We start from the raw sequence: 24,307 nt of genomic DNA, 5'->3' as shown, positions 1-24,307 counted from the left end.
GTTGGAAGAACACCGCCCCGTTTTCATTCAGGTGAAGGCGACAGGGAATTCGGGGACGCCCCTAATACGGTGCGCCCAGATTCATGGCCGCATGCACGGTGGCCCCGAAGAACACCGCCCGGCCCGCCAGTTCGCCCAGCAGTACCAGCGGCCCCATCCAGCGGGGGATGCGCGGGCTGCGGATCATCACCACCAGCGGCACGAGGATGCCCAGCACCAGCCGCGCCCAGTACAGGGGCGACGCCAGCCACGCGCGGGCGGTCATCTGCATGACCGTACCGCCCGATGCCCACACGCAGGGCACGATGACATACACAGCAAGCGCCGCCGCCAGACTGCCGAGCAGTATGGCGCGCAGCGTGGGCTGGCTGCCCTCGCCCGCGAACCAGCTGCCGAACGAGGCCCCAAGCAGCAGCGCCGACAGCAGAAAGAACCCCAGCGGCGCGGCGTTGTGCAGGGCGGGCATGGCAGGCGGGGCATACGTCATGCCCGAGGTATACAGGGCAGCCAGGCCCACCAGCGCGGCTGCGGCGCGCAGACCCGCGCCCGCCTTGCCGGTAAGGGCGGCCACGGCCAGCAGCGCGGCGAACGCGCCAAAGGCCAGAATCTCCCGGCTCAGCCAGGCCTTTTCCAGATGGGCCAGGGTGCGCACCGCCCCTTCCGGATGCCCCAGATGGAACAGCGAAACCAACAGGGCCACGCCCATGATGATGGTGGCGGTCAGCCATTCCGTGCGGTTGCCGGAGGTGTCACCCGCTGTGGCCGTGCCGGGTGCGCCAGCGCAGGCGCCACCCGCGCAACCGCACGAACGCACGGCCAGCAGCAGGGCCATGCCCACGGCGGCTTGCGACAGCACGGTGAACAGCACCAGGGGAAGTTCGATGTTCTGCATGGTTACCTCCTCACCACACGGGGTGTTCTGGGCATGATGAAGCGGGTGGACGGGTTGACCTGCGGCATTTCCGGGTACCCTGCCGGGTATTGCACGGCGTTGGCGGCATCGGCGGTGGTCATGGCGGTAATGTCCACCAGCCGCAGCGCCCGCACCGGACAGCTCTGCACGCAGGCGGGCTGTTCCCCGGCGTCCAGCCGTTCGTGGCACAGGCTGCACTTTTCCGCCTTTTGCAGCACCGGGTTGTAGCGCGGCGCGCCGTAGGGACAGGAACGGATGCAGTTGCCGCAGCCGATGCAGCGGTCCTGGTGGTGCACCACCACGCCGTCCTCGCGCTTTTCGTAGGCCTTTACCGGGCAGGCGTTGAGGCAGGCCGGGTTTTCGCAGTGGTTGCAGGCCAGCGAGAAAAAGGCCCGCTCGCGGTGGGGGTAGATGGCTTCGTCCAGCGGGTACAGCTGCCGCCAGACCACGCCGGTTTCCTGATGGTAGTAGTTCTTGCACGCCATGGCGCAGGTGAAGCAGCCGATGCAGCGCTCCACGTCGACAAGAAATGCGCGCTGCCGGGGAAGGGATGTCTGTTGTGCGGTCATGGTCCGCCTCCTATGCTCTCGCCACGTCGGCGAACTGGTCGTGAATGGCCACGCCGGGCGCGCCGGTCTTGTAGGCGCCCATGTCGGCCGATTCGTCATCCACAAGGTTCTGCACGTTGAAGTTCAGCTTGCGGAACCAGGCCTCGTACACCAGCAGGCAGTCGCCGGGCACCGTATTGGTGATCTTGGCGCGCAGCTTCACCTCGCCGGTGGGGTTGAACACCCGCACGGTGTCCTGGTCGGCGATGCCCTTGGCCTTGGCCAGCACGGGGTTCAGGTAGACGAAGGGTTCCTTCTGGAACTCCTCCATCCAGTCCAGGTTGGCGAACTGCGAATGGATGGCGAACTTGCTGTGCGGGGTCAGCAGGCGATAGGGAGCGTAGGCCTTGCGGCCTTCCTTGTACTCCGGCAGGGCCTTGTGCCCGTGGCTGGCGCACAGGTCGGACCGGAACTCGTACTTGCCCGACGGCGTCTTGAACTTGTGGTCGCTCCACGAGGCGGACGACGGCATCCTGGCCTTGGCCGGTCCCTTGCGCAGGTCCTGCCAGTGGGTGATGCCCAAAAGGTCGTACACGCCCTTGTTGAACTCCTTCTCCATCCATTCCCTGGTGTCGATGTCCTGCGGATAGGTGCAGGAACCGGGCGACAGGCGGTTCATGTGCCTGGAGAGCAGCGCCGCGATCTCGATGTTCGACTTGGCCTCGTGCATGGGGGCGATGGCCTGCTCGTTCAGCGATACCCAGTAGTGCCAGTAGGATGCGTTGACTGTCCATTCCTCGAACAGGGTGGTCACCGGCAGCACGATGTCGGAATGGCGCACGGTTTCGGTAAAGAACTGCTCGACGCTGACCGCCATTTCCAGCTTGTTGAAGGCCTTTTCCAGCTTGTTGCGGTCGAAGTCCTGCGCGAAGGGGTTCTTGCACGACGACCACAGCACGCGCACCGGCGGGTTCTGGGCGTCCAGCAGTTCCTGCGCGGTCTTGTTGATGTTCAGGGCGCGGTCGGTGTAGGCGGTGGCGGCAGCCGCTCCGGCGGTAACGTCGAATTCGCCCTTGGGGCCCGCCTTGCCCACGAAGCCGATGGAGCCTTCCGGGGCCTTCTGGATCATGGCGTGGTAGTTGAAGCCCCAGGTCTGCAGGTGGCCGTAGCGCGCGCCGCCGCCCACCTTGCCCACGTTGCCGGTCATGGCCACCAGCGCGTCGATGGCGCGCACGGCGGCCCCTCCGTTGACGTGGCGCTGCATGCCGTAGCCGATCCAGATGGTGGCGGGCTTGGCGGTGGCGAATTCCTCGGCCACGCGGCGGATCTCGTCGGCGGGAATGCCCGACTTTTCCGCCGCCCATTCCACGGTGACGTTCTGGCGCAGGTAGGCGGCGAATTCCTCGAAGCCCACGGCGTTGTTGGTCACGAAGTCGCGGTCCACCAGACCCAGGTCAAGCACGTGCCGGGCCATGCCCAGCGCCAGCGCGCCGTCGCTGCCGGTTTCCGGCTGCCAGGCCACGTCGCCCTTGGCGGCGGTCTGGGTCAGCACCGGGTCGATGACCACGATCTTGGCCCCCCGGTCGCGGGCGGCGTAGACGTACTTCATGGAATGCACCGAACACCACGCGGGGTTGGCCCCCCAGATGATGACATAGCGCGATTTTTCCATGTCTTCCGGGTCGTTGCACCACATGTCGCCCAGGTCGTAGTTCTGGGCGTCGATGCCGGCGGGCCAGCAGGGCGTGCCCACGAGGCGGGTGGTGTAGCCCAGCGAGGACATCATGCCTTCCACGCCGTAGTTGGTGATGCCGAAGTTGCCGGAATACTTGGTAAGGGCAAGCCCCAGCAGGTTGCCGTCCTTTTCCTTTATCTCCAACAGCTTGCGAGCGATGCGCTCCATGGCTTCGTCCCACGAGACGCGCCGCCAGTTGCCGCTGCCGCGCCCGTCCTGGACCATGGGGTACTTGATGCGGTCGGGACTGTAGACGCGGCGGGGGTAGGCATAGCCCTTCACGCACAGCCCGCCCGCCGTGTAGGTGGATTCCGGCGCGCCTTCCACGAACTGGACCACCCCGTCCTTGACGTAGGTGACGATGCTGCACGTGTCGTAACAGTTGCGCGGGCAGGCGTTGCGGAAGATCTGGAAATCTGACTTGTTGAAGGGTGCGGCGGATGCGCTGCGGGGCAGCAGCAGCCCGCAGGGCAGCGTGGCCAGCGCGCCGGATGCGATGAGCCCCTTGAGGAAGCTGCGTCTGGTCATGGAACAGGATGGCGCGCGGGATGGCGCTCCGCGCGAGGGGGCGCCGATGGAATCGGACATGGTGACCTCCGTGGTGTTCATGATTTGCGGAAGTTCGTTGACTATGCGTCCTGCCGGTCTTGCGTTCCGGTGGTTGTCACTTCCGTGCGGGGTGGGGCGCAGGCTGCGGCTGCGTCTTCCTGCCAGCACAGCAGCATGGCCAGCGCACGGGCGATGGCGGGCGGCACGTCGGGTTCGGCCAGGGCGTGCTGCACGAAGCGCGGCACCCATGCCCCCATGTGCTCGGCCACAAGCCAGCGCCATGCTTCCTGTGTGTCGGTGGCGAGTGTGGAGGGGGAAGGCTCTGGAGCGGAAGATGGCGACGCGGCGCCTGCCGCCTCTCGCAGGGCCAGCAGCGCAAGCGCCGCATCCAGTTCGAAGCTCAGGTGGTCGTCGGGCGTGGCGCCTTCACCGGGTACGGCGCGCCCCAGGGCGTGGTACAAGGCCCGCATGTCCATGGCGGCTTCACCCATCAGGCGGGGCTCCGTTTCCAGCCATGCAGAAGCGTAGGGCGGTGCGGGCACGGCCATGGGGCCCACGAACAGCCGGTTGAAGGCGTACTCGGTAGCGCGCCAGTGGTCGGGGGTATCTATGGTGTCTGGGCCAGATGGGGGGCCAGATGGGGGGCCAGATAAGGGGCCAGATGGGGAGCCGGATGGGGTGCAGGGGGGAGCGCCGCGCGTGGCACGGGAGCACCCGAACCTGGTGCGGCACGCATCCAGCGCCAGCGAGGCCGCACGCAGGTCGTCCGCACCCCGCGCGGAAAACAGGTCGCGCAGGGCGCGCAACAGGCATGCATCGCGGGCGGTGCCGTCAGCCTTGCCTGCCCGGTTGCCCCTTCCGGACTGCCCGCCCCGAAGGGGCACCCCGGGCGCGCCGGGCGTGGGGGAAATGTGATCCATTGCGTCTCCTCGATCTGTCCGGGCCGCAACGCGGATGCAGGCGGATGCGGACAGTGGCCTGTTTTTGGACATATGCAGGCTAGTCCGGGAGCGCTGTTGTCACAAGGCTATGAAATGGGGTGATAATGGGTAGGGGGTACTACCCGATGCAGAGCGGAAACGTCCAGATGGGGAGAGGAGTGGCGAAGGCCGTGGCCGGGCTGGAAGGGGCAACCCGTTGCGCGTGCAGGAGTTCGGGCGGCTGCATCGTCGGGCGGCGGCATGGGGGGCGGCGTGCCACGCCGGTCGCAAGGGGGAATTGCCGGGCCTGGCGGCTGCCGGGCCGTGGCGGAAAAATCATGTCCGCCGCAAGAAAATCATCCCGCGTCACTCCGCGCCGGAGGGAGAGCGCGGCCCCGGGGCGCTGCGCAGGAAGGCGCACAGGCTGGCGTCCTTGCCATGCAGGCCCAGCTTGCGGCGGATGTTCTTGCGGTGGGTCTGCACCGTTTCCACGGACAGGTTGAGGGCGCTGGCGATGTCCTTGGTGGGGCTGCCCGCCTGGATGAACTGGCAGATGCGCATTTCCGCCGGGCTCAGGCGCAGCAACAGCGGGTCCGGCCCGGCATCGTCGGGGGCCAGGCGCAGCAACTGGTCGCGGATCACGGTCAGGTAGCCGCGCCGCACTTCCGGCTCCATGTCCGCCTCCAGGTGGTCCAGCGCGGGTAGCAGCATGGCGTGCACCTTGCGCGCCACCTCTCGGTTGATTTCGGCGCGTTCGCCGTCGATGTTGCGCAACACCGTGCGCAGGGTGATGTTCATTTCCTCCAGGTGGGTCTTTTCCTCGCGCAGGGCTTCGGTGCGTTCGGCCACCACCCGTTCCAGCGCCTCGCGCTGGTGCACGTGGCTGGTCACGTCGGTGAGCATGACCAGGTATCCGTCGCTGGCCAGGCTGACGGCGTTGAGCGGCGAGATGCGCATGCGAAAGACCTGCGCGGCGTGGGGCGGCCCAACTTCGGGACGGTTGGGGGCGGCGGGAAGCGCCACGCCCGACGTGGCGTCTTCGGACCGCGCGGTTCCTGCGCGCTTGCGGGGCGCACCGGGGGTAGCGTTACCCACTGCGGTGGCGGCGTCATCGTGCGCGGCGGGAGTGATCTCGCACGAGACCCCCAAAGGGTAGAAGCGCAGCAGATCCTGCATGCTTTCGCCCTCCAGCCCCAGCGCCGCCCAGACGGGCAACCCCGGCACCGCGCGTCCGGCCAGGTGCTGGTGCGCGGCGCGGTTGACGCTGGTGATGATGCCCGCGGCGTCGATGGCCAGCACCATGTCCGAGGTGGAATCGAGAAAATTTTCCACCTTGCATTTTTCCAGCGTCAGCAGACGGTTGGCATCGTCCAACTGGGTGGTGTCCACCTCTGCCCGGCGGGATTCCCAGTGGCGGGTGAACAGCACCGAAAAGGCGTCGCCGTACAGGCGCACCACCTGCGCGGCCGCATCGCGGGCGCGACGGGTCGCGGGCATGGCCTCCACCACGTCCAGCACCGCATGCACGAGGGTGTGGAAGCAGCCCAGGAACATGGCCTCGGTAACGCCGCGCATGCGGTGGCGTCGGGCAGAGGCCAGCAGTTCATGGCCCCAGCCGCGCGGGGCGTGGGTGGCTGCACCCTTTTCGATTTCACGCACCAGGTCGCCAAAGGTGGGGGCAAGCCCGGCGTGCAGGGCATCGCGCAGGGGATGCAGAAATCCCAGCAGCGAATCGATGCAGTCCTGCCGCTTGGCCGTGGTGTGGCGCAGGTAGCCCGCCTCGCGCATGCGTTCGGACCAGCGGGACAGGAAGGGGTCCATTTGCCCTTCGATGGCCAGAAGGACGGGGCGGGCTGCCGTGAAAAGCGCCTTGTCGGCGATGTCCGCGTCGGTTCCGGGTTTGGCCGAGGGCGCGGCGGGGGTACGGGTGTGATGGGTGGTCATGGAAACTCCGGAAGGTGCGCGTCCGGTTTTGAAGTCATCAGAACTGGTTGGGGGAATGGTTGGGGAATGACGGGGCCACGACGGGGCCTGACGGGGGCATGACGGGGGCATGACGGGAAGGCCGACTGGCGCGGGAGAAGCGGAAGCGGGCCGCACGGGCATACCCGATGGGTACCCGGTGCGTTGCGCCCCCGCGCGGGTATGCTATTCTTTACCCAAGTCACGCATGGACACAAGGGCGTGTCTGGCGGAAAGCGAGCGGAGGCCGTGGTGGAGAAACGCGGGGAACATGCAGGGGCCGGAGGATTGACCGGGAACGCGGCGGGATGCCCGCCGGTCAGCCCGGTCAGCCCAGTCGGGCCAGTCGGGCCAGTCGGGCCAGTCGGGCCGGTCGGGCCGGTCGGGCCAGTCGGGTCGGTCGGGTGGTTCCGGTCCTTGATGGTCTGGCCGCTTGCGCGCCGTGGCCGTGGGCCATTGCCCGCCGCGCCGAGACCGTGCGTCTGGCTGCTGGCGGCGGTGATTGCCGGAGCGTTGGTCGGAGCACTGGAAGGAACGTGGTGCGGACCGGTGGGAGCGGCACCGGCCCTGGCCGCCGATGCGGCTGCCCCCGCCGTTGCCCCCGCGCGGGATACCGCCCCCGTGGGCGCGCCGTGCCCGCTTACCTCGCCGGAGCACACCGCCCGGCTGGTGACGCCCGCCTTGCCTGGTTTGAGAGGACCGAAAGGGCAGGGAGAGCAGGGAAGGCAAGGAACACAGGGGGCGCAGGAAGACACTTTCGCCTCGGCCCGCGTGGGAGCGCCCCTTGCGGTGGTGGTGGCGCTGGAAGGGCCGCTCCTGCCTTCCGGCGTGTTTCCGGTGGTGAACATCGACAAGGTGTCCGGGCCGGATGGCGGGCGGGTGTCTTCCACCACCGGGTACCCGGATTCCGAAGTGCGCTTCAGCGCGCCGGGCCGCTACGAACTGGACCTGACGGTGACCCTGGTGGCCCGCTCCAGTTGCGGCGGGGCCAAGGCCCGCACGGTGCTGGAGCGACGTGTGGCGGTGCGGGTGGCCCCGTAGCCGCGCCCTGCCGTCCTGCCTTTGACCTGCGCATCCGTCGCGCACCGTCCGCCATCCGCTCCACTCCCCCGCCCGGCATTTCCGGCCCGTCCGGCTATGCGGGCAGGGTGATGGTGAAGGTGGTGCCCCGGCCCGGAGTGCTGGTGAAATCGATGGTGCCGCCGTGCTTCTTGACCACGATGTCGTGGGCGATGGCCAGCCCCTGTCCGGTGCCCCTGCCCACCTCCTTGGTGGTGAAGAACGGGTCGAACACTCTGTCGCGCAGGGCTTCCGGGATGCCGGCGCCCGTATCCGCGATGCGGATTTCCACATGGCCGCGCCCGGTGGGGGCGCTTGTGGGGTCGCTGTCCGGCATCATGCGCGTGGTGATGGTGATGTGCCCCGGCGGCGGTGGCGTGCCGTCCGCCACCCCGGTGGCCCCGGCCTCGTCGCCGTGCATCACTTCGGCAGCCTGGCGTGCCTCGGCGATGGCGTGGGCAGCGTTGACCACCACGTTCAGCAGCACCTGCGCCAGATCGCCGGGCAGGCAGGGGATCAGCGGCAGGTCGGGCGCAAGGCGCGTCTCCACCTCGGCCACGTATTTCCATTCGTTGCGCGACACGGTCACCGTGTCCTGCACCAGCTGATTGATGTCGGCAGGGCGCTTTTCCGCCGTTTCCGGGTGCGAGAACTTCTTCATGGCCAGCACGATGGAGGCCACGCGTTCCACCCCTTCCAGCGCCTGGGTGATGGCGCGGGGCACCTCGTCGGCCAGGAAGTCCACATCCGAGGCGGCCAGGGTATCGCGCAGGCGGGCAAGGCGTTCTCCGGCGTCCGGTGCTGGCGTGGTCGGCCCGGCAGCGGTCGAACTGCCGGTTCCCATGTCTCCGCTGTCCTCCCCGCCCGGCTGGCCGTCCCCGTTTTCCTTCTCTTCTTCCTTTTCCGGCGCATTCCCGGTTTTCGCGGATGTCCCGGCCAGGGCTCCGCACTCGGCCAGGGGCCGCAGCAGATCCTCGAAGGCTCCGCCGAGAAAGCGCAGGTTGTCGCCCACGTACTGGATGGGGGTATTGATTTCGTGCGCCACCCCGGCCGCCAGCTGGCCGATGGATTCCAGCTTCTGGGCCTGGGTCAGGCGGCGTTCCATGGTTTTTTGCGCCGTGGCGTCGAAGAACACCAGCGCAAGGTGCGGCGCGCCCTGCCAGGGCACGGGCAGCAGACTCCAGCGCACGGGAATGTTGCGCCCGTCGGGGCGGCGCAGCACGTGTTCCCGGTCCAGCGCCGGGGCGAACCCGGTCTCGCCGGGCAGCAGGCAGGTTCCCTGGGTGATCTGCCGGTACAGGTCGGCGCAGCCTGCCCCATCGTCGCCGCAGCCCAGCAGGTCGCGGGCCACGGTGTTGACCTCGGCCACGGTGCAGTCGCCGGGGCGGACGATGAGGATGGCCGCCCGCAACCCCGAGAAGATGCGCGACAGCAGTTCCTCGCGCTCCGCCAGGTCTCGGGTGCGGGCGCGGATGCGCGCCTCCAGTTCCTCGTTGGCGGTGCGCAGGGCCTTTTCCAGCGCGTATTCCGTGGTCACGTCGCGGCCCACGCCCTGAAACCCTACCAGCGCCCCCCGGTTGTCGTGCAGGTGGCGCCGCGTCCATTGCAGGCGACGCTCTTCGCCCGACCCGGCGATGACCCAGTGATCGAAGGTGGTGATGGTCGGCGGGCCGGGATCGAGTGCGTCCGTGAAAAGGTCCCGCTCCGCCCCCGGAGCGGTGCGCGCCCTGAATACGGTGCCGACCAGTTGTTCACGCTCCACCCCGAAGAACGCGCAGAAGGCGTCGTTGGCGAAGGTGATGGTGCCGTCGGGCAGGTAGCGGCAGATCAGTTCCGTCTGGTCGCTGATGATGGCCGAAAGCAGGGCCTCGCTTTCTTCCAGCAGGCGCGATTTGGTTTCCAGCAGCGTATCCACCTGCTGCTGCTCCTGGATTACCCGTTCCAGCTTGCGGTTGCGGTCTTCCAGTTCACGCCGCAGCGATTGCAGCGCCTCCTGCGGGGCCACGAACAGCCGGTGCCCCAGCAGATGGAACACCACCACCAGCCCGGCCGTGCCCGCCAGCAGCAGCGGCAGGATGCGCAGCAGCAGGCCCGTCGAGCGCGCCTGTATGCCCGAATCGTCCGTTTCGAGGGCAATGCGCATGCCCGGCACGGAAAGGGCGTGCTCCGTGCGCAGGGCCACCTGCATGTCCGGCCCCATGACGGCCAACGGTTGTCCGTCACGCAGCAGCACCTTGCGCAGCCTGTGGTCGGTGGGGTCGTGTGGCAGGAAGGTGATGTCCACGGGCAGCAGCGCGCTCAGCACGCCCACTGGAACGCCGTCCCGCAGCACCGCCCGGGCCAGCCGCCAGTATGCGGCCTTCTGATTCGCCCCGCCGGTTTCGACCGTGGCGCCCGCGCCGTCGCGCACCTCGCTTTGGAGGAGTACCGCCTGCGGCGCGGCAAGGGCCTGTTCCAGCCACGGCGGCGAAATGCCGTCCTTGTCGCACGGCGCGCCGTTGACCAGAACGGGCTTGCCGTCGGCTCCGTACAGGGCCGTGCAGGCCCCGCGCCCCACGGTGGCGAACAGGTCCATGGTTTCCGCAAGCTGTGGCGGTGCGTGTCCCGCCTGTCCCCATTGCTCCTGTCCGGCCTGTTGTGCCTGTCCGGCCTGTTGTGCCGCTGGTTCCAGGGCGCGGCGCAGGGACGGGAATGCCGCGTAGCTGTCCAGCATCTGGCTGCGGTTGTTCAGGTACCTGTCCACAAGGGCGGCGTACACGGTGGCTTCGTCGGCCAGGGTTTCGGCGCGCAGGCTGGCCATGGTGTCGCGTGCCTGCACGCGGGTGAGCCAGTAGGCCCAGGCCGACTGAAAGGCGATGAACGCCAGCAGGAACCAGGCGAACAATACGCGCACCGGTCGATGATGGCTGGCAGCGAGGGGGCTTGCCGGGGGCGGCGGCGGGCCCGGCGAGACGGCGGCGCCTGGGGCTGCGTCTGCGTCGGGGGGCTCGCGGCGTGCCGGGGGATTGTTGCCCGGTGTCTGACCGGCAGGGGGAAGGGCAGGGGGCATGGCGGACCTCCGGGGTGCGGCGCGTGAAGTGCTTCGCGGAAAGATGGCGGTGCCGCCCTTGTCAGAGTGCCAGAGGATTGTTACCTATCATGGCTGGAGCGGCGTATTATTATCTGGATGCTTTTCCCGGCCCCGCCGGAACGGCCGCTTCGCACAAACGTTACAGGAGGTTTCGACATGCTCGGACGCACGGTCTCCGCACCCACGAGGGCGCGGGCTGAAACCGTCAACGCCTTCATGCGCGGTGTATACAACTGGATGTTCGTGGGGCTTGCCGTGACGGCCGCCGCCGCGTGGTTCACGGCGTCGAGCCCGGCCATGCTGCAACTGGTGTTCGGCAACAGCTTCGTGCTGATCGGCCTGATCCTTGCCGAACTCGGCCTGGTCATGGGCATCAGCGCGGGCATCGCACGGCTTTCCGGCGGCGCGGCCACCGGGCTTTTCGTGCTGTACAGCGCGCTGAACGGCATCACCCTTTCCGCCGTCCTGCTGGCCTACACCATGAGCACGGTGTTTCAGGCCTTCGCCACGGCGGCGGGCATGTTCGGCGCCATGTCCATCTACGGTCTGACCACCAAGAAGGACCTCACCTCGTGGGGCAGCTTCCTGTTCATGGGCCTCATCGGCATTCTCATCGCCAGCGTGGTGAACATGTTCGTGGGCAGTTCGGCCATGTCGCTGGCCATCAGCGCCATCGGCGTCATCGTGTTCACGGGCCTGACCGCCTACGACAGCCAGAAGCTGCGCATGATGGGCGAAACCGCCCCCATGGACGATGCCACGGCCATCCGGCGCGGCACCATTCTGGGCGCGCTGACCCTGTACCTGGACTTCATCAACCTGTTCCTGATGCTGCTGCGGCTGTTCGGCTCTTCTCGCGACTAGCCGCGGGCATCGCCTGCGTGATCGACAGTGACTGCCAGGGGGGCGCAAGCCCCCCTTCTGCATGCTTGGCGCAAGCCTCCCTTTTGCATGACTGGCGCAAGCCCCTCTTTTTGCATGGCGGCTGCGCGCCGTGCCCTGCCCGCCCAATTCGGCCCAATTCGGGCCTGTCCTGCCGTGTTTTGCCCGCCTGTCGTGCCCGTCTTGTTCGTGCCGTGCTGCCGAGCCGTCCGGCCCGCCGTCCGCATTCCCCCGGCGACAAGCGCGCCCGCGCATGGTAGACTCGCTTTCATGCGCACATCGTTGCCCTTTCCCCGATCGATCCGGGTGGCGTCATGAACATCGCCGCCGTGCAGAAGGCCTGCGCACCTCTTCTGCGCCCGTTGGGCGCGGCCTACGCCGCGTGCATGGCCGCGCGCCGCGCCGCGTACGAGGCGGGCGTGCTGCCGCGCTTTGCCCCGCCGCGTCCGGTGGTCTCGGTGGGCAACATCTGCTGGGGCGGCACGGGCAAGACCCCGCTGGTGCACTGGCTGCTCCGCTGGTGCGGCGCGCACGGCCTGTCCGCCGCCGTGCTCACGCGCGGCTACGGGGCAAGGCCGCCGCAACGTCCCTTGCTGGTGCGGCCGGGGAACACGGCGGCGGAGGCGGGCGACGAACCGCTGATGCTGGCCCGCCAGAACCCCGATGCCGCCGTGCTGGTGGACCCGGTGCGACGCAGGGCGGGGCACTGGGCAGAGGCGCATCTTGCCCCGCACCTGTACCTGCTGGACGACGGGTTTCAGCACCTGGCGGTGCGCCGCGACCTGGACATCGTGGTGCTGCGCCCGGCGGACCTGACCGGCCAATGGGGACGGACCATCCCGGCGGGGGCGTGGCGCGAGGGCGCGAGTGCGCTGGGCCGGGCGCACGCCTTCTGCATGAAGGCGGAACCGGACATGTTCGATGCGCTGGGCCCCCAACTGGAACGCCGCCTGATCGGCTACGGCATGCCGGTGTTCAGCTTTCGCCTTGCGCCGCGCGGCCTTGTGCGGGTGGGCCGGGGGCTGGACCCGCGCCCGGCGGAGCAGGGGGCGGCCACCCGTGCGCACCTGGACGGCGCACCCTACGTGCTGGCCACCGGCGTGGGCGACCCGGCGCAGGTGCACGCCACGGCCACGCGTTTTTTCGGCTATCCGCCGTTGCGCCACCGCATCTTTCCCGACCATCACCCGTACGGCCCGGGCGATGTGCGCCTGCTGGCGGGCGAGGGATGCGCGGTGGTGTGCACCCCCAAGGACGCCGTCAAACTGGCGCCGTTATGCGGCGAAGGTGCCCGGCATGAGGGAGGCGGACATGAGAACGCCAACCAACCGGACCTGTGGGCCTTCGATCTGACGACAGAATTCGGACCTGCATTGTGGTCCGCGACCAATTTTCCCGAATGGTGGGCCGCCCGCTGGGCGGGGCTTTCCGCGGCCCGGCGGGGCTGAGCTTTCGCCGTCCGGCTGGCCTGGCCTGCAACTGGCCCGCGTGGTTGACCGCCCCTTGCCGGGGGCGTCTGGCCCGCTCCGATGGCCTTCCCCGGCAGCCCGCCCGCATTCGACATCTTTCACTCCGGCATGGCCGGAAAGGACATCCATAATGGCAAAGAAGAAACGCGACGAAAGCTACGTGCTGCCCGACGCGAATGACCTGGCTACCCTGTTCCGCGAGGCGCACCGCCCGCTGAAGATCGACGCGCTGATGCGCATGCTGGGCCTGCACCGCCGCATGAAGAACGAACTGGAGGACCGCCTGGACGACCTTGTCCGGCAGGGCCGCATCATCCGCCTGCGCGGCGGGGCCTGGGGCCTTGTGGAACAGCTGCGGCTGGTCACGGGCACCCTGTCCATCCAGCGTTCGGGCATGGGCTTCGTGCTGCCCGAGGAAAAGGGGCGCGACGACATCTACGTGCACCCCTACCAGATGGGCGACGCCTGGCACGGCGACAAGGTGGTGGTGGCCCTGCTGCCGGGCCGCCACGGCAAGAATCCGGAAGGACGCATCGTGCGCGTGCTGGAGCGGGGCCGCAAGGAAATACCCGCCCGCGTGGTGCGCCGCATGGGCAGGCACAGCCTGCTGTGCCGCCCGGCCGACCCGCGCATGGCCGTCAGCTTTGTTGTGGACATGAGCGCCGTGGAAGAAAAGGCCGAAAAGGGCGACCTGGTGGTGGCCGCCCCCGGCGAAAAGGTGGAGGACGGCCTGTGGGCGGCCACCGGGCTTGCCGTGCTGGGCGCGGACGACAACGTGCTGGTGCAGGAACGGCTGGTGAAGATCAACCACGACGTGCCCACCGACTTTCCGCCCGAGGTGCTGGAAGAAGCCCGCGACCTGCCCGCCGTGCCCAGCCGCGACGACATGGAAGGCCGCATCGACCTGCGCCACCTGGAGTTCGTCACCATTGACGGGGCCAAGGCCCGCGACTTCGACGACGCCGTGTACGTGGAAGAGCAGGGCACCGGCTATCGCCTGTGGGTGGCCATCGCCGACGTGGCCCACTACGTGCGGCCCGGCTCGGCCATGGACCGCGAGGCGCAGACCCGGTCCAACTCGTACTATTTCCCGCAGTCCGTGGAACCCATGCTGCCCGAGGCCCTTTCCAACGGGCTGTGCAGCCTGAATCCGCGCGTGCCCAGGCTGGCCATGGTGGCGGAAACCTTCTTTTATGCCGACGGGACCCCCGGCCGCAGCAAGTTCTACGCGGCCATCATCGAGTCCAAGGCCCGCCTGACCTACGGGCAGGTCAACCGGGCGATCATCGAGAAGGACGAAAAGGAGCGCCGTCTGCTCACCCCGGTGCTGCCCCTGCTGGAACGCGCCGAAGCGCTGGCCCGCCTGCTGAACGCCAAGCGCAACGAGCGCGGCAGCCTGGATTTCGACCTGCCCGAGCCGGAGGTGATCTTCAACATCTACGGCGAGACGGTGGACATTGGCCGCAAGGTGCGCCACTTCGGCCACCAGATCATCGAGGAATTCATGATCGCCGCCAACGAGGCGGTGGCCCGCTTCCTGACCGAAAAGAACGCCCGCTTCCTGTACCGGGTGCACCCGGAGCCGGACACCGAAAAGCTGGAAGGGCTGTTCAAGGTGCTGGCGCGCACCTCGCTGGCGCAGCACCTGCCCGGCAAGGCGTCGGCCAAGGCGCTGCAGGGCGTGCTGCAGGCGGCCAAGGATACCGATCAGGAATTCGTGGTCAACCGCATGGCCTTGCGCACCATGATGCAGGCCCGCTATGCGCCGGACCATGAAGGGCACTTCGGCCTGGCCTCGGAATGCTACTGCCACTTCACCTCGCCCATCCGCCGCTACGCCGACCTCATCGTGCACCGCGCCCTGCGCCGCACCCTGGGGCTGCCGGTGAACGGACCGCTGCCGGGCGAACGGGCGCTGCTGACCATCGCCGACACCCTGAACACCAACGAGCGCGTGGCCATGGAGGCCGAGCGCGAGATACTCAAGCGCATCACCGTGCTGTTCCTGGCCGAACGGGTGGGACAGGAATTCACCGGGGTCATTTCCGGCATCATCGACTTCGGCTTCTTCGTGGAATTCAACGAGGTGATGGCCGAGGGCATGGTGCGCCTGTCGTCGCTGGACGACGATTATTACGGCTACCTGCCGGAGCGGCAGGAACTGGTGGGCGAGCGCACGGGCCGCAGCTTCCGGCTTGGGCAGGCCGTGACGGTGCGACTGGCCGAGGTCAACGTGGCCCGGCTGGAAGTGAACCTGGCGCTGGCCGGGCCGGATGCCGTGGCCTCCACGGGCGCGAAGAAGCCCCGGCCCGCCGGGCGGGACTGGAATGCCGGTCGTGCCGGTAGCGAAGGTCGTGGAGGCAGGGGCGCACGCGGCGGGCGCGGCTATGGCCGTGACGAAGCCCCCCGCGCGAATCGCGGTACGCGTGATGATGCCAAACGCGGTACGCGTGATGATATCAGTCGCGGCGACCGCGCACCGGCACCGGCTCCGTCTGCCGCCGCCCAGGCCGACCGCACGTCGCGCAAGGCCAGGGCGCGTTCCACCACCGATGCGGGGTGGGATGATCCCATGCCCACGGAACTGCCGGAACCGTTCGAGAACGCGCCGCGCAAGGGGCGGGGCGGCAAGGCTGATTCCAAGCCCGCCACCCGCAAGGGGGCTGCCCCGAAGGCTGCTGGTCCGAAGCCGTCCGCCAGAAAGGCCTCTGCCCCGCAGAACGCCGGGGAGGAAAAGGTCGCCAAATCCGCAAAACCCGGTAATTCCGCCAAGTCGAAGGAAAGCACGACTGGCAACGCAAGGTCCGGCAAGGACAAATCCGCCCCGAAGGGAAAGCCTTCCGGCAAGGCCGCCGCACCGGCCAAGCCCGTCGAGCCCGACAATTCCGGCAAGGCCGACAAGACTGCCAACTCCGGCAAGGCCGTCGCATCCGAAAAGCGCGGCCCGGCCAAGGCCACCCCGAAGAAGGCGGGTGATGCCAAACCCGCCAAGGCCAAGGCGTCCATATCCGGGGGGGACAAGCCGGACCAGGCGAAGCCTGCCAAGGCCGTGAAATCCGGAAAGACCAGTGGTGGTGGCGAGGCCTAGCCGCGCCTTGCACCCGGTACATGAAAAAACAGCCGCCCCGGAGGGTATCCTCCGGGGCGGCGTTTTGTTGCGGAACTGCGGAACGGGACCAGTGCCGGGCGCGGTTTGCCGCCGTGCCCGGGCTACAGCCGGGTGATGCCGAAGCGCGACAGCAGTTCGGCCAGGCGCTGGTTCAGGTTGGTGGTGGAGCGCGACAGCAGGTCCAGGCTGATGTACAGCGCGAATTCCACCCGGAACGAGGCGTCAGTCCACAACGATCCGATTTCGCGGGCCAGTTGCGGCTCTATCTGCAACAGGTGCAGCAGCGATTCCAGTTCCGTGGCCGTCTGCGGGCGGAACAACTGCATGGTGGCCCTGCCGGGGTCCGGCTGCCACAGCTTGTTGCGCCGGATGCGCGTCAGCCCGGAGTCGAACAGTGTCTCCACGGCGGCCACCGAGGTGCGCCGTTCCTTGCGGGTGCGGATGTGGATCTTGCCCATGTCCTCGCCCGCGCGGCGGCGCAGCAGGGTGACGAACTGGAATTCCAGCAGTGATTGCAGGGCCCTGCCCAGGCACGGCAGCGAAAAATCGCCAAGGGTGCGGCGGACGATGGCCGTCTCCTTGGGTGAAAAGCCGTCCAGCGCCCGCAGGAAGTCCTCGCGCAGCAGGTTCAGGGTGATGGCCACGCTGCATGCCATGCCCACCACCTGTTCACGCAGGAACTGCACCTGCTCGGCGTTGACCTCCGGCGCGGGGGGCGCGGGGGGCGCGGGCGCCGCGACGGTTTCGGCTTCCGCCCCGGCGGCGGCGTCCTCGGTCTGGACGGAGGGAGCGCTTGCAGCGTCGCCCGCCGTATCACCCGTCAGGCCGCCGGAGAGCAGCAGGGTTTGCAGCTTTTCCATTTCCCTGGCGGCAGGGTCGATGCACACGATCTGGCTGATGAAGTCGATGTCGCCCGAGGCAAAGGGGTAGTCGGGCCGGGCGGCCATGCCCAGCAGGATGTCGTGCACCAGCTTGCGCGCCTTGCGGCTGGCGAAGTCGCGCGTCTCGAATTCGAACAGGGTCTGCACCCGCGTCTTGTCCAGCGGCTTCGGCGTGCGGCACAGCCGTTCCAGCAGGGCGTCGAAGGGGTAGCGGATGACCAGCAGCGAGCGTTCCTTGGACAGGGTGAACGCTTCCTGCGTCATGATGGCGTCGTAGGCCTCGTCCACCATGCGCACCACGAAGTGCTCGAAGTGCTTGCGCCAGTACTGCTCGTCGAGTTCGGTGGATTCGGTGACCGCGTCCGAGGGGCCAAGGGCTTCTTCGCCGTAGGCACGGACCAGGGTTTCGATGAAATTGTCGGTGCACAGGGCGGTGGTGTACACCACGCCCTGCACGCACTTCAGCAGCAGGGTTTCCGTGTTCACCAGCCGGGTGCGCAACTGGCTGGAATCGCCCCCGCCGGGCTTGGCATATTGCCCCAACTGGGCCACGAATTCGCCCACCAGCTTGCGGATGTGCGCGTGCAGCGGGTCCACCGCGCCGCGCGCGGCGACGATTTCGATGATGGACCGCTGTTGCGTTTCCAGCAGGGGATATTCGTTGATGCGGTCACTGTTGGTGCGGATGAGGCACAGCAGCACCCCGCGCTCCACCACTTCGCGCACGGCACGGCGGTCCTTGGTGGCGGCAAGGCAGGCCACATAGGTGGCCAGACGTTCATCGGGCGGCGGGCCTTGCGTCGGATCGTGGTTGCGCGCGTCGGTCATGGCAGGTTCCTGCGTGGGGCGTTCTGCGGGTGCGAAACTGGGTGTAATCCCCCATTCGCACATGGGGGCGCTCCACGTCTCTGTCCGCTGAATGGCGAATTGTCAACCAGATATCATGACGTCAGTTCCTGTACGATATCATGAAATCAGCTCTCGTGCCATGGCATCACCCTGTCCGCCGCCTCCCGCCATGCGGGCCAGTTCCTTGCGGATGTCTTCGCCGTCCAGCCTGCGGCACAGGGTGAAGGTGGCGTTGTCCGCCACTTCCTTGCTGACCTGGAAGTGCCGCCCCGCGCGGGCGGCCAACTGCGGCCAGTGGGTGATCAGGATCACCTGTCTGCGCCCGGCCAGCGCGGCCAGGCGGTCCGAGACGCGGTTCAGGGTCAGCCCGCCCACGCCGGAATCCACTTCGTCGAAGATCAGCGTGGCGGTTTCGTCGCGGGCCATCAGCCCCACCACCGCCAGCAGAAAGCGCGAAAGTTCGCCCCCGGAGGCAATGCGGTCCAGCGGCTGCGGCGGCTGGCCGGGGTTGGGCACCCACATCAGGCGCGCCCGGTCTTCCACGCAGCCGGGCCACGGCTCGGACGGGGTGAAGTCGAAGGCCACGCGCACGTGCTCGGAAAAGCCCAGGCCCGCCAGTTCGCCCTCCAGCGCCTGGGCCAGCCGGGCCGCGGCCTCGTGCCGGGCGGGGTTCAATTCCGCCAGCACGGCGCACAGTTGTTCCTTCAGGGCATCTTCCTCGCGCTCCAGGGTGCGCAGGTCCAGGCGGCAGGCATCGAGAAACGAAAGATTCTCCTCGATCTCGCGGCGCATATCCACGATCTCGTCCAGGGTGCGGCGCAGCTTGCGTTTCAGCTGGGCCAGTTCGTACAGCCGCTTTTCGATGGCCTCCACGTCCATGTCGTCGTCATCATCGGACGTGGCGGAAGCGGCGGGTGCGGGGCGGCGGCGCAGGCGGCGTTCCAGGTCGGCCAATCCCTGCCGGAAGGCGGAGATGGAGGCCACATCCTCGGACCAGCCGGACCCGTCTCCCGTGACGCCAAGCCGGGCAAGCCCGTCCAGCGCCCGCTCCAGCAGGCCCAGCGCCTCGGCCACGCCGGGGCCGTCCTCGCCGCGCAGCACGGCCAGGGCGCGCTCCTGGGCCTGCTGGGCAGACTCCACGTCGCGCAGGGCGCGGCGGCGTTCCTCCAGCCGGTCCTCCTCTCCTGCTTCGGGGGCCACCTTGTCGATCTCGCGCTGCTGGAATTCCAGCACGTCGCGCCGGTCTTCCAGCGAGCGGGCGCGGGCCGCCAGTTCCTCGCGTTTCGCGGCCACCTCGCGCAACCCTTTCAGCGTCTCATCGCGGGCGGTCAGCAGGTCGGGCCGGTTCAGGAATTCGTCCAGCAATCGGGCCTGGAAGGCGGGTTGCAGCAGCTTCTGCTGGCCGTGCTGGCTGGTGTGCACCACCAGCGAGGCGCGCATGTCGCGCACCGTGTCCTGCGAACTGAGCCGGTCATTGATGAACAGACGGCTGCGACCCGTGTCCGCCGTCAGTTCGCGGCGCAGCACCATGTCGCCGTCGGCCAGGGCGAACAGGGCCTCGACATGGGCCTTTTCCTTGCCGGGGCGGACCATGTCGGCGGTCAGCCGGTCGCCGATGAGGAAATTGAGCGCCTTGAGGATGAAGCTTTTGCCCGCGCCTGTCTCGCCGGTAAGGGCGTTGAGGCCGGGGGCGAAGTCCAGTTCCATGTCCTCGATGAGCGCGAGATCCCGAATGCGCAGGTATTCCAGCATGAGGTGTCCTTGCTCAGGTCCGGTCGCCGTCGTCCGCCGGGGGAGCGGCGGTGGCGTCCGGTGAAATGTCGGCTTCGGCGTTTGGTTTCGCCACACGCAGGTGGGCGGAAGGCGCAGTGGGCGCCACATCCAGCCCCCGGCGCAGGTGCCCGCCGGGGCCGTTCCCGTCCAGCAGCCGCAGGAAGGCCCGTTCCTGGTCTTCCGCCGTGGCGCGTCGCCCGGCTTCGGCCAGTTCGTGCAGCCCCTGTTCGACACGGTAGGCACGCAGGCAGGCCAGGCCGTATTCCGCCTGGGTACGCCACGGCGCACCGGGTTCCAGCGCAAGGCGCGCCAGAATGCCGAGCCTGTAAAAGGTGAGCGCCTTGCGGCGCGAAGTCAAGCGCTCAACCCCCCGCATCCATTCAAGGTCGTTGCCATTGTGACGTTGCGCCAGCACCAGCATCTCGAAGGCGGCCTCGGGACAGTGGCGCTCCGGGTCATAGGTGAAGCCAGGCTGGGCGTCGCGGCCTTCGCGGCGCAGCAGTTCCGCCCACAGCAGGCAGGCGTGGTACACCGACTGCGGTTTTTCCGGTTCACGCAGGCGTCTCGCCTGGTGCAGGCGGTACCAGAAGGGCTTGGCGGCCTTCAGGTCGCCGCGCACCAGCGCTGCCCCTGCGGCGGCCACGTTGACGTCCACATCGTCCGCGTGGGCCCCGGTGGCCAGCAGCCGGTCGAGCAGGTCGGCAAGGGCCGGTGTTTCGCGCACCGGCAGGGTGGGCTGGCCCTTGGGCGGCTCCGCCGCAACGCGCAGCCGCGCGGCCATGTTCGCCGAAGTTTCGGGCAGGTTGTCCAGAGCGGTGGACACCGCGTCCGGCGGCAGATCCAGCACGCCGGAGCGCATGCGGTGGAACAGCGTCAGCCACAGGGCCTCGGCGCCTGCCGTGCCGGTGGCGGCATGGCCCGATGCCGTGTCCACGGCATCCAGCACCGTGGCCGCCCGGTGGTCCGGCAAATGCTGCGTCTGCACCCGTTGCCACGCGGCATGGCCGATGCGTTCGGCCACATCCGGCCTGCGCAGCAGGAAGCGCAGTTTTTCCAGCATGTCCAGCCCATCGGCGTAGACCACCATTTCGTGGCCGTCGTCGAACAGTGCGTCCTGGTCGGGTCCCACGTCGGGCGTGAGCACGCAGGCCCCGCACGAGGCCCCTTCCGTGAGACGGAAGTTGACCTCGAACCCGATGGATTCGTTGGGGATGATGCGCGTGTCGCCGTACAGGCGCAGCATGTCGGCAAAGGGTACGCCCTGTCGGGCCTGCACGCCGAACCGGTCCCGCAGAAGTTCGGCCAGCCAGCCGCGCAGGGGGCGGTGCTTGTCCAGCACGCCCACCATGGAGATGTCGTGCCCGCGCCCGGCGTGCGGTAGCCACGGGCGGGCGTGCCCGTACATGGGCAGATGCGTGGCCTGCGGGTGGCGCCACTGCGGCGGCAGCGCCCGGAACAGCGAAAGGTGGGGGGTGAACAGCACGTCGAACAGCCGCGCGTAGTGGCGGTGCCAGTGCATGTTCAGGTGGCTGTCGATGGCCCAGTAGGCCTTGCGGCAACGCAGGGTTTCCAGCCCGGCCAGGATCACCCGCGCGCCCAGCGTTTCCTGCTGCACCAGCAGGTCGGGGGCGAAGCCCTGGGCGTCCAGCAGGGCGGCGATGTCCACGATGCCGCCGTGGGGGTGCAGGTCCAGCACCTCGTGCCCCATGCGCCGGAGGCTGGCGGCCAGGTGCGTGCCGACGCAGGCGATGCGCATGGCCTAGCGCTTCAGGCGCGGGTCCAGCAGGTCGCGCAGGCTTTCACCCAGCAGATTGTAGCCGAGCACGGTGAGCAGGATGGCGCAGCCCGGAAAGACGGACAGCCACGGGGCGATCTCCAGCACGTCCTTGCCCTCCAGCAGCATGTTGCCCCAACTGGGCATGGGCGGTTGCACGCCAAGCCCCAGAAAGCTCAGGGCCGATTCGGTCAGGATGGCCCCGGCCACGCCCAGCGTGGCGGAAACCAGCACCGGAGCCACGGCGTTGGGCAGCACGTGCAGCGACAGGATGCGCACCGGTCCCGCCCCGGCCAGCCGGGCGGCGGCGATGAAGTCGCGTTCGCGCAGGGACAGGGTTTCCGCCCGCACCAGCCGGGCCACGCCCATCCACGAGGTGAGCCCGATCACCGCCATGATGTTCAGCAGGCTGGGCTCCAGGAAGGCGATGACCGCAAGGATCAGGAAAAACGAGGGGAAGCACAGCATGATGTCCACGCAGCGCATGATCAGTTCGTCCGCCAGCCCGCCGAAGTAGCCCGCCGCCAACCCCAGCGCGAGGCCGATGGCAACGGAGATGCCCACCGAGACGAAGCCCACCCACAAGGACACCCGTGCCCCGTGCAGCATGCGCGAGAACACGTCGCGGCCCAGGGCGTCGGTGCCCAGCGGGTGCGCGGAAGACGGCGGTTGCAGGATGGCCGTCAGGTCCAGCGCGGTGGGGTCGTGCGGGGCTATCCACGGGGCCAGCAGGGCCGCCGCCGACATGGCCAGCACCAGCGAAAGGCCGGTGGCCAGCATGGGGTGGCGCATCCAGAAATGCAGCCAGTGGCGGGGAGAGAACAGGGTGGCCGCGCTCATGCGTTGTCCCCCCCATTTCCGCCGTCGCCGCCCGAGCCCCCGGTGAGCCGGATGCGCGGGTCGGCCAGGCCGTAGCACAGGTCTGCCAGCAGGTTGCCGACCAGTGTCAGCACCGCGCCCAGCACCAGATTGCCCATGATCAGCGGGTAATCACGGGCCATGACCGCCTGGTAGAACAGCTGCCCCAGGCCGGGCAGGGCAAAGATGGATTCGATGATCACGCTGCCGCCGATGAGGCCTGGCAGCGACAATCCCAGGATGGTGATGACCGGCAGCAGCGCGTTGCGCAGCGCGTGGCGGAAGATGACCGTGCGCACCGGCAGTCCCTTGGCCTGCGCGGTAAGGATGTAATCCTGCCGCAGCACTTCCAGCATGGAAGCGCGCATGAACCGCGAAAGCCCGGCCAGGCTCCCGAAGGTATAGATGAAGATGGGCATGGCCAGATGCGCCAGAATGTCCCAGGCCCTGCCCAACGGCGACATGGCGGCGTGGTCCAGTGATGTCAGGCCGGAAAGCGGCAGCCATTGCAGATGGATGCCGAACAGCAGCATCAGCAGCAGGGCCAGCCAGAAGCCGGGCATGGCAAAGCCTATGAACACCAGCACCGTCATGGCCCGGTCGAACAGCCTGCCCTGCCAATGGGCGGAGGCCACCCCGATGGGGATGGCGCACAGCAGGGTGAGCACCAGCGAGGCCGCGTTCATGCCCACGGTAAGCGGCAGGCGTTCCTTGATCTTGTCCCACACCGGGCGCGCGTCGCTGGACATGGAATTGCCGAAGTCCAGCCGGGCCAGGCGCCCCAGCCACTGCACGTACTGCACGTGCAGCGGCTTGTCGAGGCCGTACAGGGCTTCCAGCCGCTTGCGGGTTTCCGCCCCGGCCAGCGGGTTCATGGTGGTCTGCATGTCCGTGGGCGAGCCGGGGGCCAGATGGATGACCCAGAAGCTGATGATCGTGATGCCCCAGAACACGAAGAGCATCCACGCCAGCTTGCGGGCCATGCGGCGCAGCAGGGCGGCCATGCGGCTGGGCTGCTGCGCGGTGTGGCTGGCACCGTCGTCGTCGGAAAAAGCGCCGGGACTGGCGGGATCTCCGGGACTGGGGGAATTGGCGGAATTGACGCCCCCGGCGGGCTGGCCGTGGGTAGCGGCGAGCGCCTCCGTCGAAGGCGCGGCGCCATCCACCGGAGTGTCTCCGGTGGCGGGCGCTGGTGGCGGTATATCGCGAGGGTCGCTGGTCACGGCGTCGATGTCCTCAAAGCCTTGTGGAGGCGGGGGCCAGGGGGCGCCCTACGCCTCGTGCTCCATCCACCCGCGCAGGTCGCGCACTTCCTCTGCCCAGCCCTTCGAAAGGCGCACTTCCATGAACTGGCGGTACACCTCGTCAAGGAAGCCAAGGCAGGTTTCGATCAGGTAGATATTTTCCAGCAGGCGGGCGTCGGGGTCGTCGTCGCCGCCCTCGCCGTCTTTCTCCACCGTGGGGGTCTTCAGGCTGTTGAGGGAAAAGTCCTCTGCCCGCAGGCTTACCTGCCACGAATCGGCCTCGCGCTCGAAGCGCAGCAGGGCGCGGGTCACCTTCTTGCCGGTGGTCAGGCCCATGCGCGCCTCGCGCAGGGGGGACATGGAGCCGGAGACGGTGGCGGTTTCCAGGCTTTCGCCCTCGCCGCCCTGCACCGAAATGCGCTGCTCCATGTGCACGCCGAAGGGGCTGCCGTCCGGCATGCGGAACGAGCCGGGCGCGGTTTCGCTGCGGTACCACAGCCAGGTCAGGAATTCCTGGCCCAGGATCACGTCGGTGGTCTGGCCGAGATAGGGGGTGTCGCTCATCGTATGTCCTTGTCCGGCGCGCCTACCCGGCGAACCGGGTGGGTTCCAGCGTGTCCAGGCGGGTCATGGCGGCCTCGTCCAGCATGGAGGCGGCCAGCGCGTACGGCGTCAGCGGCTCCAGGTGCAGGTCGAAGGTCAGCGTGAAATA

17 protein-coding genes (1 of these 17 cut by a window edge) are annotated in these 24,307 nt (G+C 68.3%); 4 read left to right on the top strand and 13 right to left on the bottom strand.

The features are described 5' to 3' along the window. Positions 1-61: 61 nt before the first annotated feature. From DESTE_RS04985 to DESTE_RS04965, 5 genes are all read right to left on the bottom strand, one after another. Positions 62-892, bottom strand: a complete 831-nt coding sequence (locus tag DESTE_RS04985; protein WP_035065652.1) for a DmsC/YnfH family molybdoenzyme membrane anchor subunit — start codon at positions 890-892, stop codon at positions 62-64. A gap of 2 nt (positions 893-894) precedes the next feature. Further along, a complete protein-coding gene (locus DESTE_RS04980; protein WP_035065648.1) occupies positions 895-1,482 on the bottom strand; it encodes a 4Fe-4S dicluster domain-containing protein in 588 nt (195 codons plus the stop codon). Positions 1,483-1,492: 10 nt separating this feature from the next. Continuing rightward, a complete protein-coding gene (locus DESTE_RS04975) occupies positions 1,493-3,724 on the bottom strand; it encodes a molybdopterin-dependent oxidoreductase (RefSeq protein ID WP_035069765.1) in 2,232 nt (743 codons plus the stop codon). Positions 3,725-3,825: 101 nt separating this feature from the next. Continuing rightward, positions 3,826-4,665 carry a molecular chaperone TorD family protein gene (locus DESTE_RS17130; protein ID WP_084559363.1) on the bottom strand — a complete coding sequence of 280 codons (840 nt, stop codon included), beginning with the start codon at positions 4,663-4,665 and terminating at the stop codon, positions 3,826-3,828. A 366-nt stretch (positions 4,666-5,031) separates the two neighbouring features. Next, positions 5,032-6,609, bottom strand: a complete 1,578-nt coding sequence (locus tag DESTE_RS04965) for a LuxR C-terminal-related transcriptional regulator (protein WP_035065645.1) — start codon at positions 6,607-6,609, stop codon at positions 5,032-5,034. A 567-nt stretch (positions 6,610-7,176) separates the two neighbouring features. Between DESTE_RS04965 and DESTE_RS04960 the strand changes: the two genes are divergently transcribed. Next, positions 7,177-7,668, top strand: coding sequence for a hypothetical protein (locus DESTE_RS04960; RefSeq protein WP_245590732.1), 492 nt, complete (start codon positions 7,177-7,179; stop codon positions 7,666-7,668). 94 nt (positions 7,669-7,762) lie between these two features. Here the strand turns inward: DESTE_RS04960 and DESTE_RS17125 are convergent, their stop codons facing one another. Beyond that, entirely contained in the window at positions 7,763-10,570 is a 2,808-nt protein-coding gene (locus tag DESTE_RS17125) for a PAS domain-containing sensor histidine kinase (RefSeq protein ID WP_051384320.1), read from the bottom strand. Between the two features lie 342 nt (positions 10,571-10,912). On the opposite strand from DESTE_RS17125, the gene DESTE_RS04950 reads away from it, so the two are divergent. The 3 genes from DESTE_RS04950 to rnr all read left to right on the top strand — a co-directional run bounded on the left by DESTE_RS04950 (position 10,913) and on the right by rnr (position 16,195). Beyond that, the gene (locus DESTE_RS04950) at positions 10,913-11,620 is read left to right on the top strand and encodes a Bax inhibitor-1/YccA family protein (protein WP_035065642.1); all 708 of its coding nucleotides are present in this window, start codon (positions 10,913-10,915) and stop codon (positions 11,618-11,620) included. Between the two features lie 332 nt (positions 11,621-11,952). Continuing rightward, positions 11,953-13,086, top strand: coding sequence for a tetraacyldisaccharide 4'-kinase (lpxK, locus tag DESTE_RS04945; RefSeq protein WP_035065639.1), 1,134 nt, complete (start codon positions 11,953-11,955; stop codon positions 13,084-13,086). A 151-nt stretch (positions 13,087-13,237) separates the two neighbouring features. After that, a complete protein-coding gene (gene rnr / locus DESTE_RS04940; RefSeq protein WP_035065635.1) occupies positions 13,238-16,195 on the top strand; it encodes a ribonuclease R in 2,958 nt (985 codons plus the stop codon). 122 nt (positions 16,196-16,317) lie between these two features. Here rnr and DESTE_RS04935 read toward each other — a convergent pair whose 3' ends face one another. The 7 genes from DESTE_RS04935 to rdgC all read right to left on the bottom strand — a co-directional run. Further along, the gene (locus DESTE_RS04935; RefSeq protein ID WP_035065632.1) at positions 16,318-17,925 is read right to left on the bottom strand and encodes a hypothetical protein; all 1,608 of its coding nucleotides are present in this window, start codon (positions 17,923-17,925) and stop codon (positions 16,318-16,320) included. Between the two features lie 138 nt (positions 17,926-18,063). Further along, on the bottom strand, positions 18,064-19,698 hold the full coding sequence (locus DESTE_RS04930; protein ID WP_035065630.1) for a DNA repair protein RecN: 1,635 nt from the start codon (positions 19,696-19,698) through the stop codon (positions 18,064-18,066). Positions 19,699-19,711: 13 nt separating this feature from the next. Further along, positions 19,712-21,475, bottom strand: coding sequence for a glycosyltransferase family protein (locus DESTE_RS04925; protein WP_035065627.1), 1,764 nt, complete (start codon positions 21,473-21,475; stop codon positions 19,712-19,714). A 3-nt stretch (positions 21,476-21,478) separates the two neighbouring features. Next, positions 21,479-22,285, bottom strand: a complete 807-nt coding sequence (locus tag DESTE_RS04920) for an ABC transporter permease (protein WP_425411703.1) — start codon at positions 22,283-22,285, stop codon at positions 21,479-21,481. Between the two features lie 44 nt (positions 22,286-22,329). Beyond that, complete coding sequence (locus DESTE_RS04915) at positions 22,330-23,355, bottom strand: ABC transporter permease (protein ID WP_035069755.1); 1,026 nt, start codon at positions 23,353-23,355, stop codon at positions 22,330-22,332. A gap of 267 nt (positions 23,356-23,622) precedes the next feature. Next, positions 23,623-24,159, bottom strand: coding sequence for a hypothetical protein (locus tag DESTE_RS04910; RefSeq protein ID WP_035065621.1), 537 nt, complete (start codon positions 24,157-24,159; stop codon positions 23,623-23,625). 22 nt (positions 24,160-24,181) lie between these two features. After that, positions 24,182-24,307: the 3' portion of a recombination-associated protein RdgC gene (gene rdgC / locus DESTE_RS04905; RefSeq protein ID WP_035065618.1), read on the bottom strand. The gene runs 492 nt beyond the window's last position; 126 of the gene's 618 nt are visible here — the last part of the coding sequence; its start codon lies off the right edge, out of view; the stop codon is at positions 24,182-24,184.

It is taken from the genome of Nitratidesulfovibrio termitidis HI1, from assembly GCF_000504305.1.
GTDB classification, from domain to species: Bacteria; Desulfobacterota; Desulfovibrionia; order Desulfovibrionales; family Desulfovibrionaceae; genus Cupidesulfovibrio; species Cupidesulfovibrio termitidis.
This window is presented reverse-complemented; position numbering and strand designations above follow the sequence as displayed.

What these genes read in the sequence shown, in the direction of transcription:
- DESTE_RS04985 (WP_035065652.1), bottom strand. Translation starts at nt 892, where the DNA reads ATGCAGAACATCGAACTTCCCCTGGTGCTGTTCACCGTGCTGTCGCAA.
- DESTE_RS04980 (WP_035065648.1), bottom strand. Translation starts at nt 1,482, where the DNA reads ATGACCGCACAACAGACATCCCTTCCCCGGCAGCGCGCATTTCTTGTC.
- DESTE_RS04975 (WP_035069765.1), bottom strand. Translation starts at nt 3,724, where the DNA reads ATGACCAGACGCAGCTTCCTCAAGGGGCTCATCGCATCCGGCGCGCTG.
- DESTE_RS17130 (WP_084559363.1), bottom strand. Translation starts at nt 4,665, where the DNA reads ATGGATCACATTTCCCCCACGCCCGGCGCGCCCGGGGTGCCCCTTCGG.
- DESTE_RS04965 (WP_035065645.1), bottom strand. Translation starts at nt 6,609, where the DNA reads ATGACCACCCATCACACCCGTACCCCCGCCGCGCCCTCGGCCAAACCC.
- DESTE_RS04950 (WP_035065642.1), top strand. Translation starts at nt 10,913, where the DNA reads ATGCTCGGACGCACGGTCTCCGCACCCACGAGGGCGCGGGCTGAAACC.
- lpxK (WP_035065639.1), top strand. Translation starts at nt 11,953, where the DNA reads ATGAACATCGCCGCCGTGCAGAAGGCCTGCGCACCTCTTCTGCGCCCG.
- rnr (WP_035065635.1), top strand. Translation starts at nt 13,238, where the DNA reads ATGGCAAAGAAGAAACGCGACGAAAGCTACGTGCTGCCCGACGCGAAT.
- DESTE_RS04935 (WP_035065632.1), bottom strand. Translation starts at nt 17,925, where the DNA reads ATGACCGACGCGCGCAACCACGATCCGACGCAAGGCCCGCCGCCCGAT.
- DESTE_RS04930 (WP_035065630.1), bottom strand. Translation starts at nt 19,698, where the DNA reads ATGCTGGAATACCTGCGCATTCGGGATCTCGCGCTCATCGAGGACATG.
- DESTE_RS04925 (WP_035065627.1), bottom strand. Translation starts at nt 21,475, where the DNA reads ATGCGCATCGCCTGCGTCGGCACGCACCTGGCCGCCAGCCTCCGGCGC.
- DESTE_RS04920 (WP_425411703.1), bottom strand. Translation starts at nt 22,285, where the DNA reads ATGCGCCACCCCATGCTGGCCACCGGCCTTTCGCTGGTGCTGGCCATG.
- DESTE_RS04915 (WP_035069755.1), bottom strand. Translation starts at nt 23,355, where the DNA reads ATGGCCGCCCTGCTGCGCCGCATGGCCCGCAAGCTGGCGTGGATGCTC.
- DESTE_RS04910 (WP_035065621.1), bottom strand. Translation starts at nt 24,159, where the DNA reads ATGAGCGACACCCCCTATCTCGGCCAGACCACCGACGTGATCCTGGGC.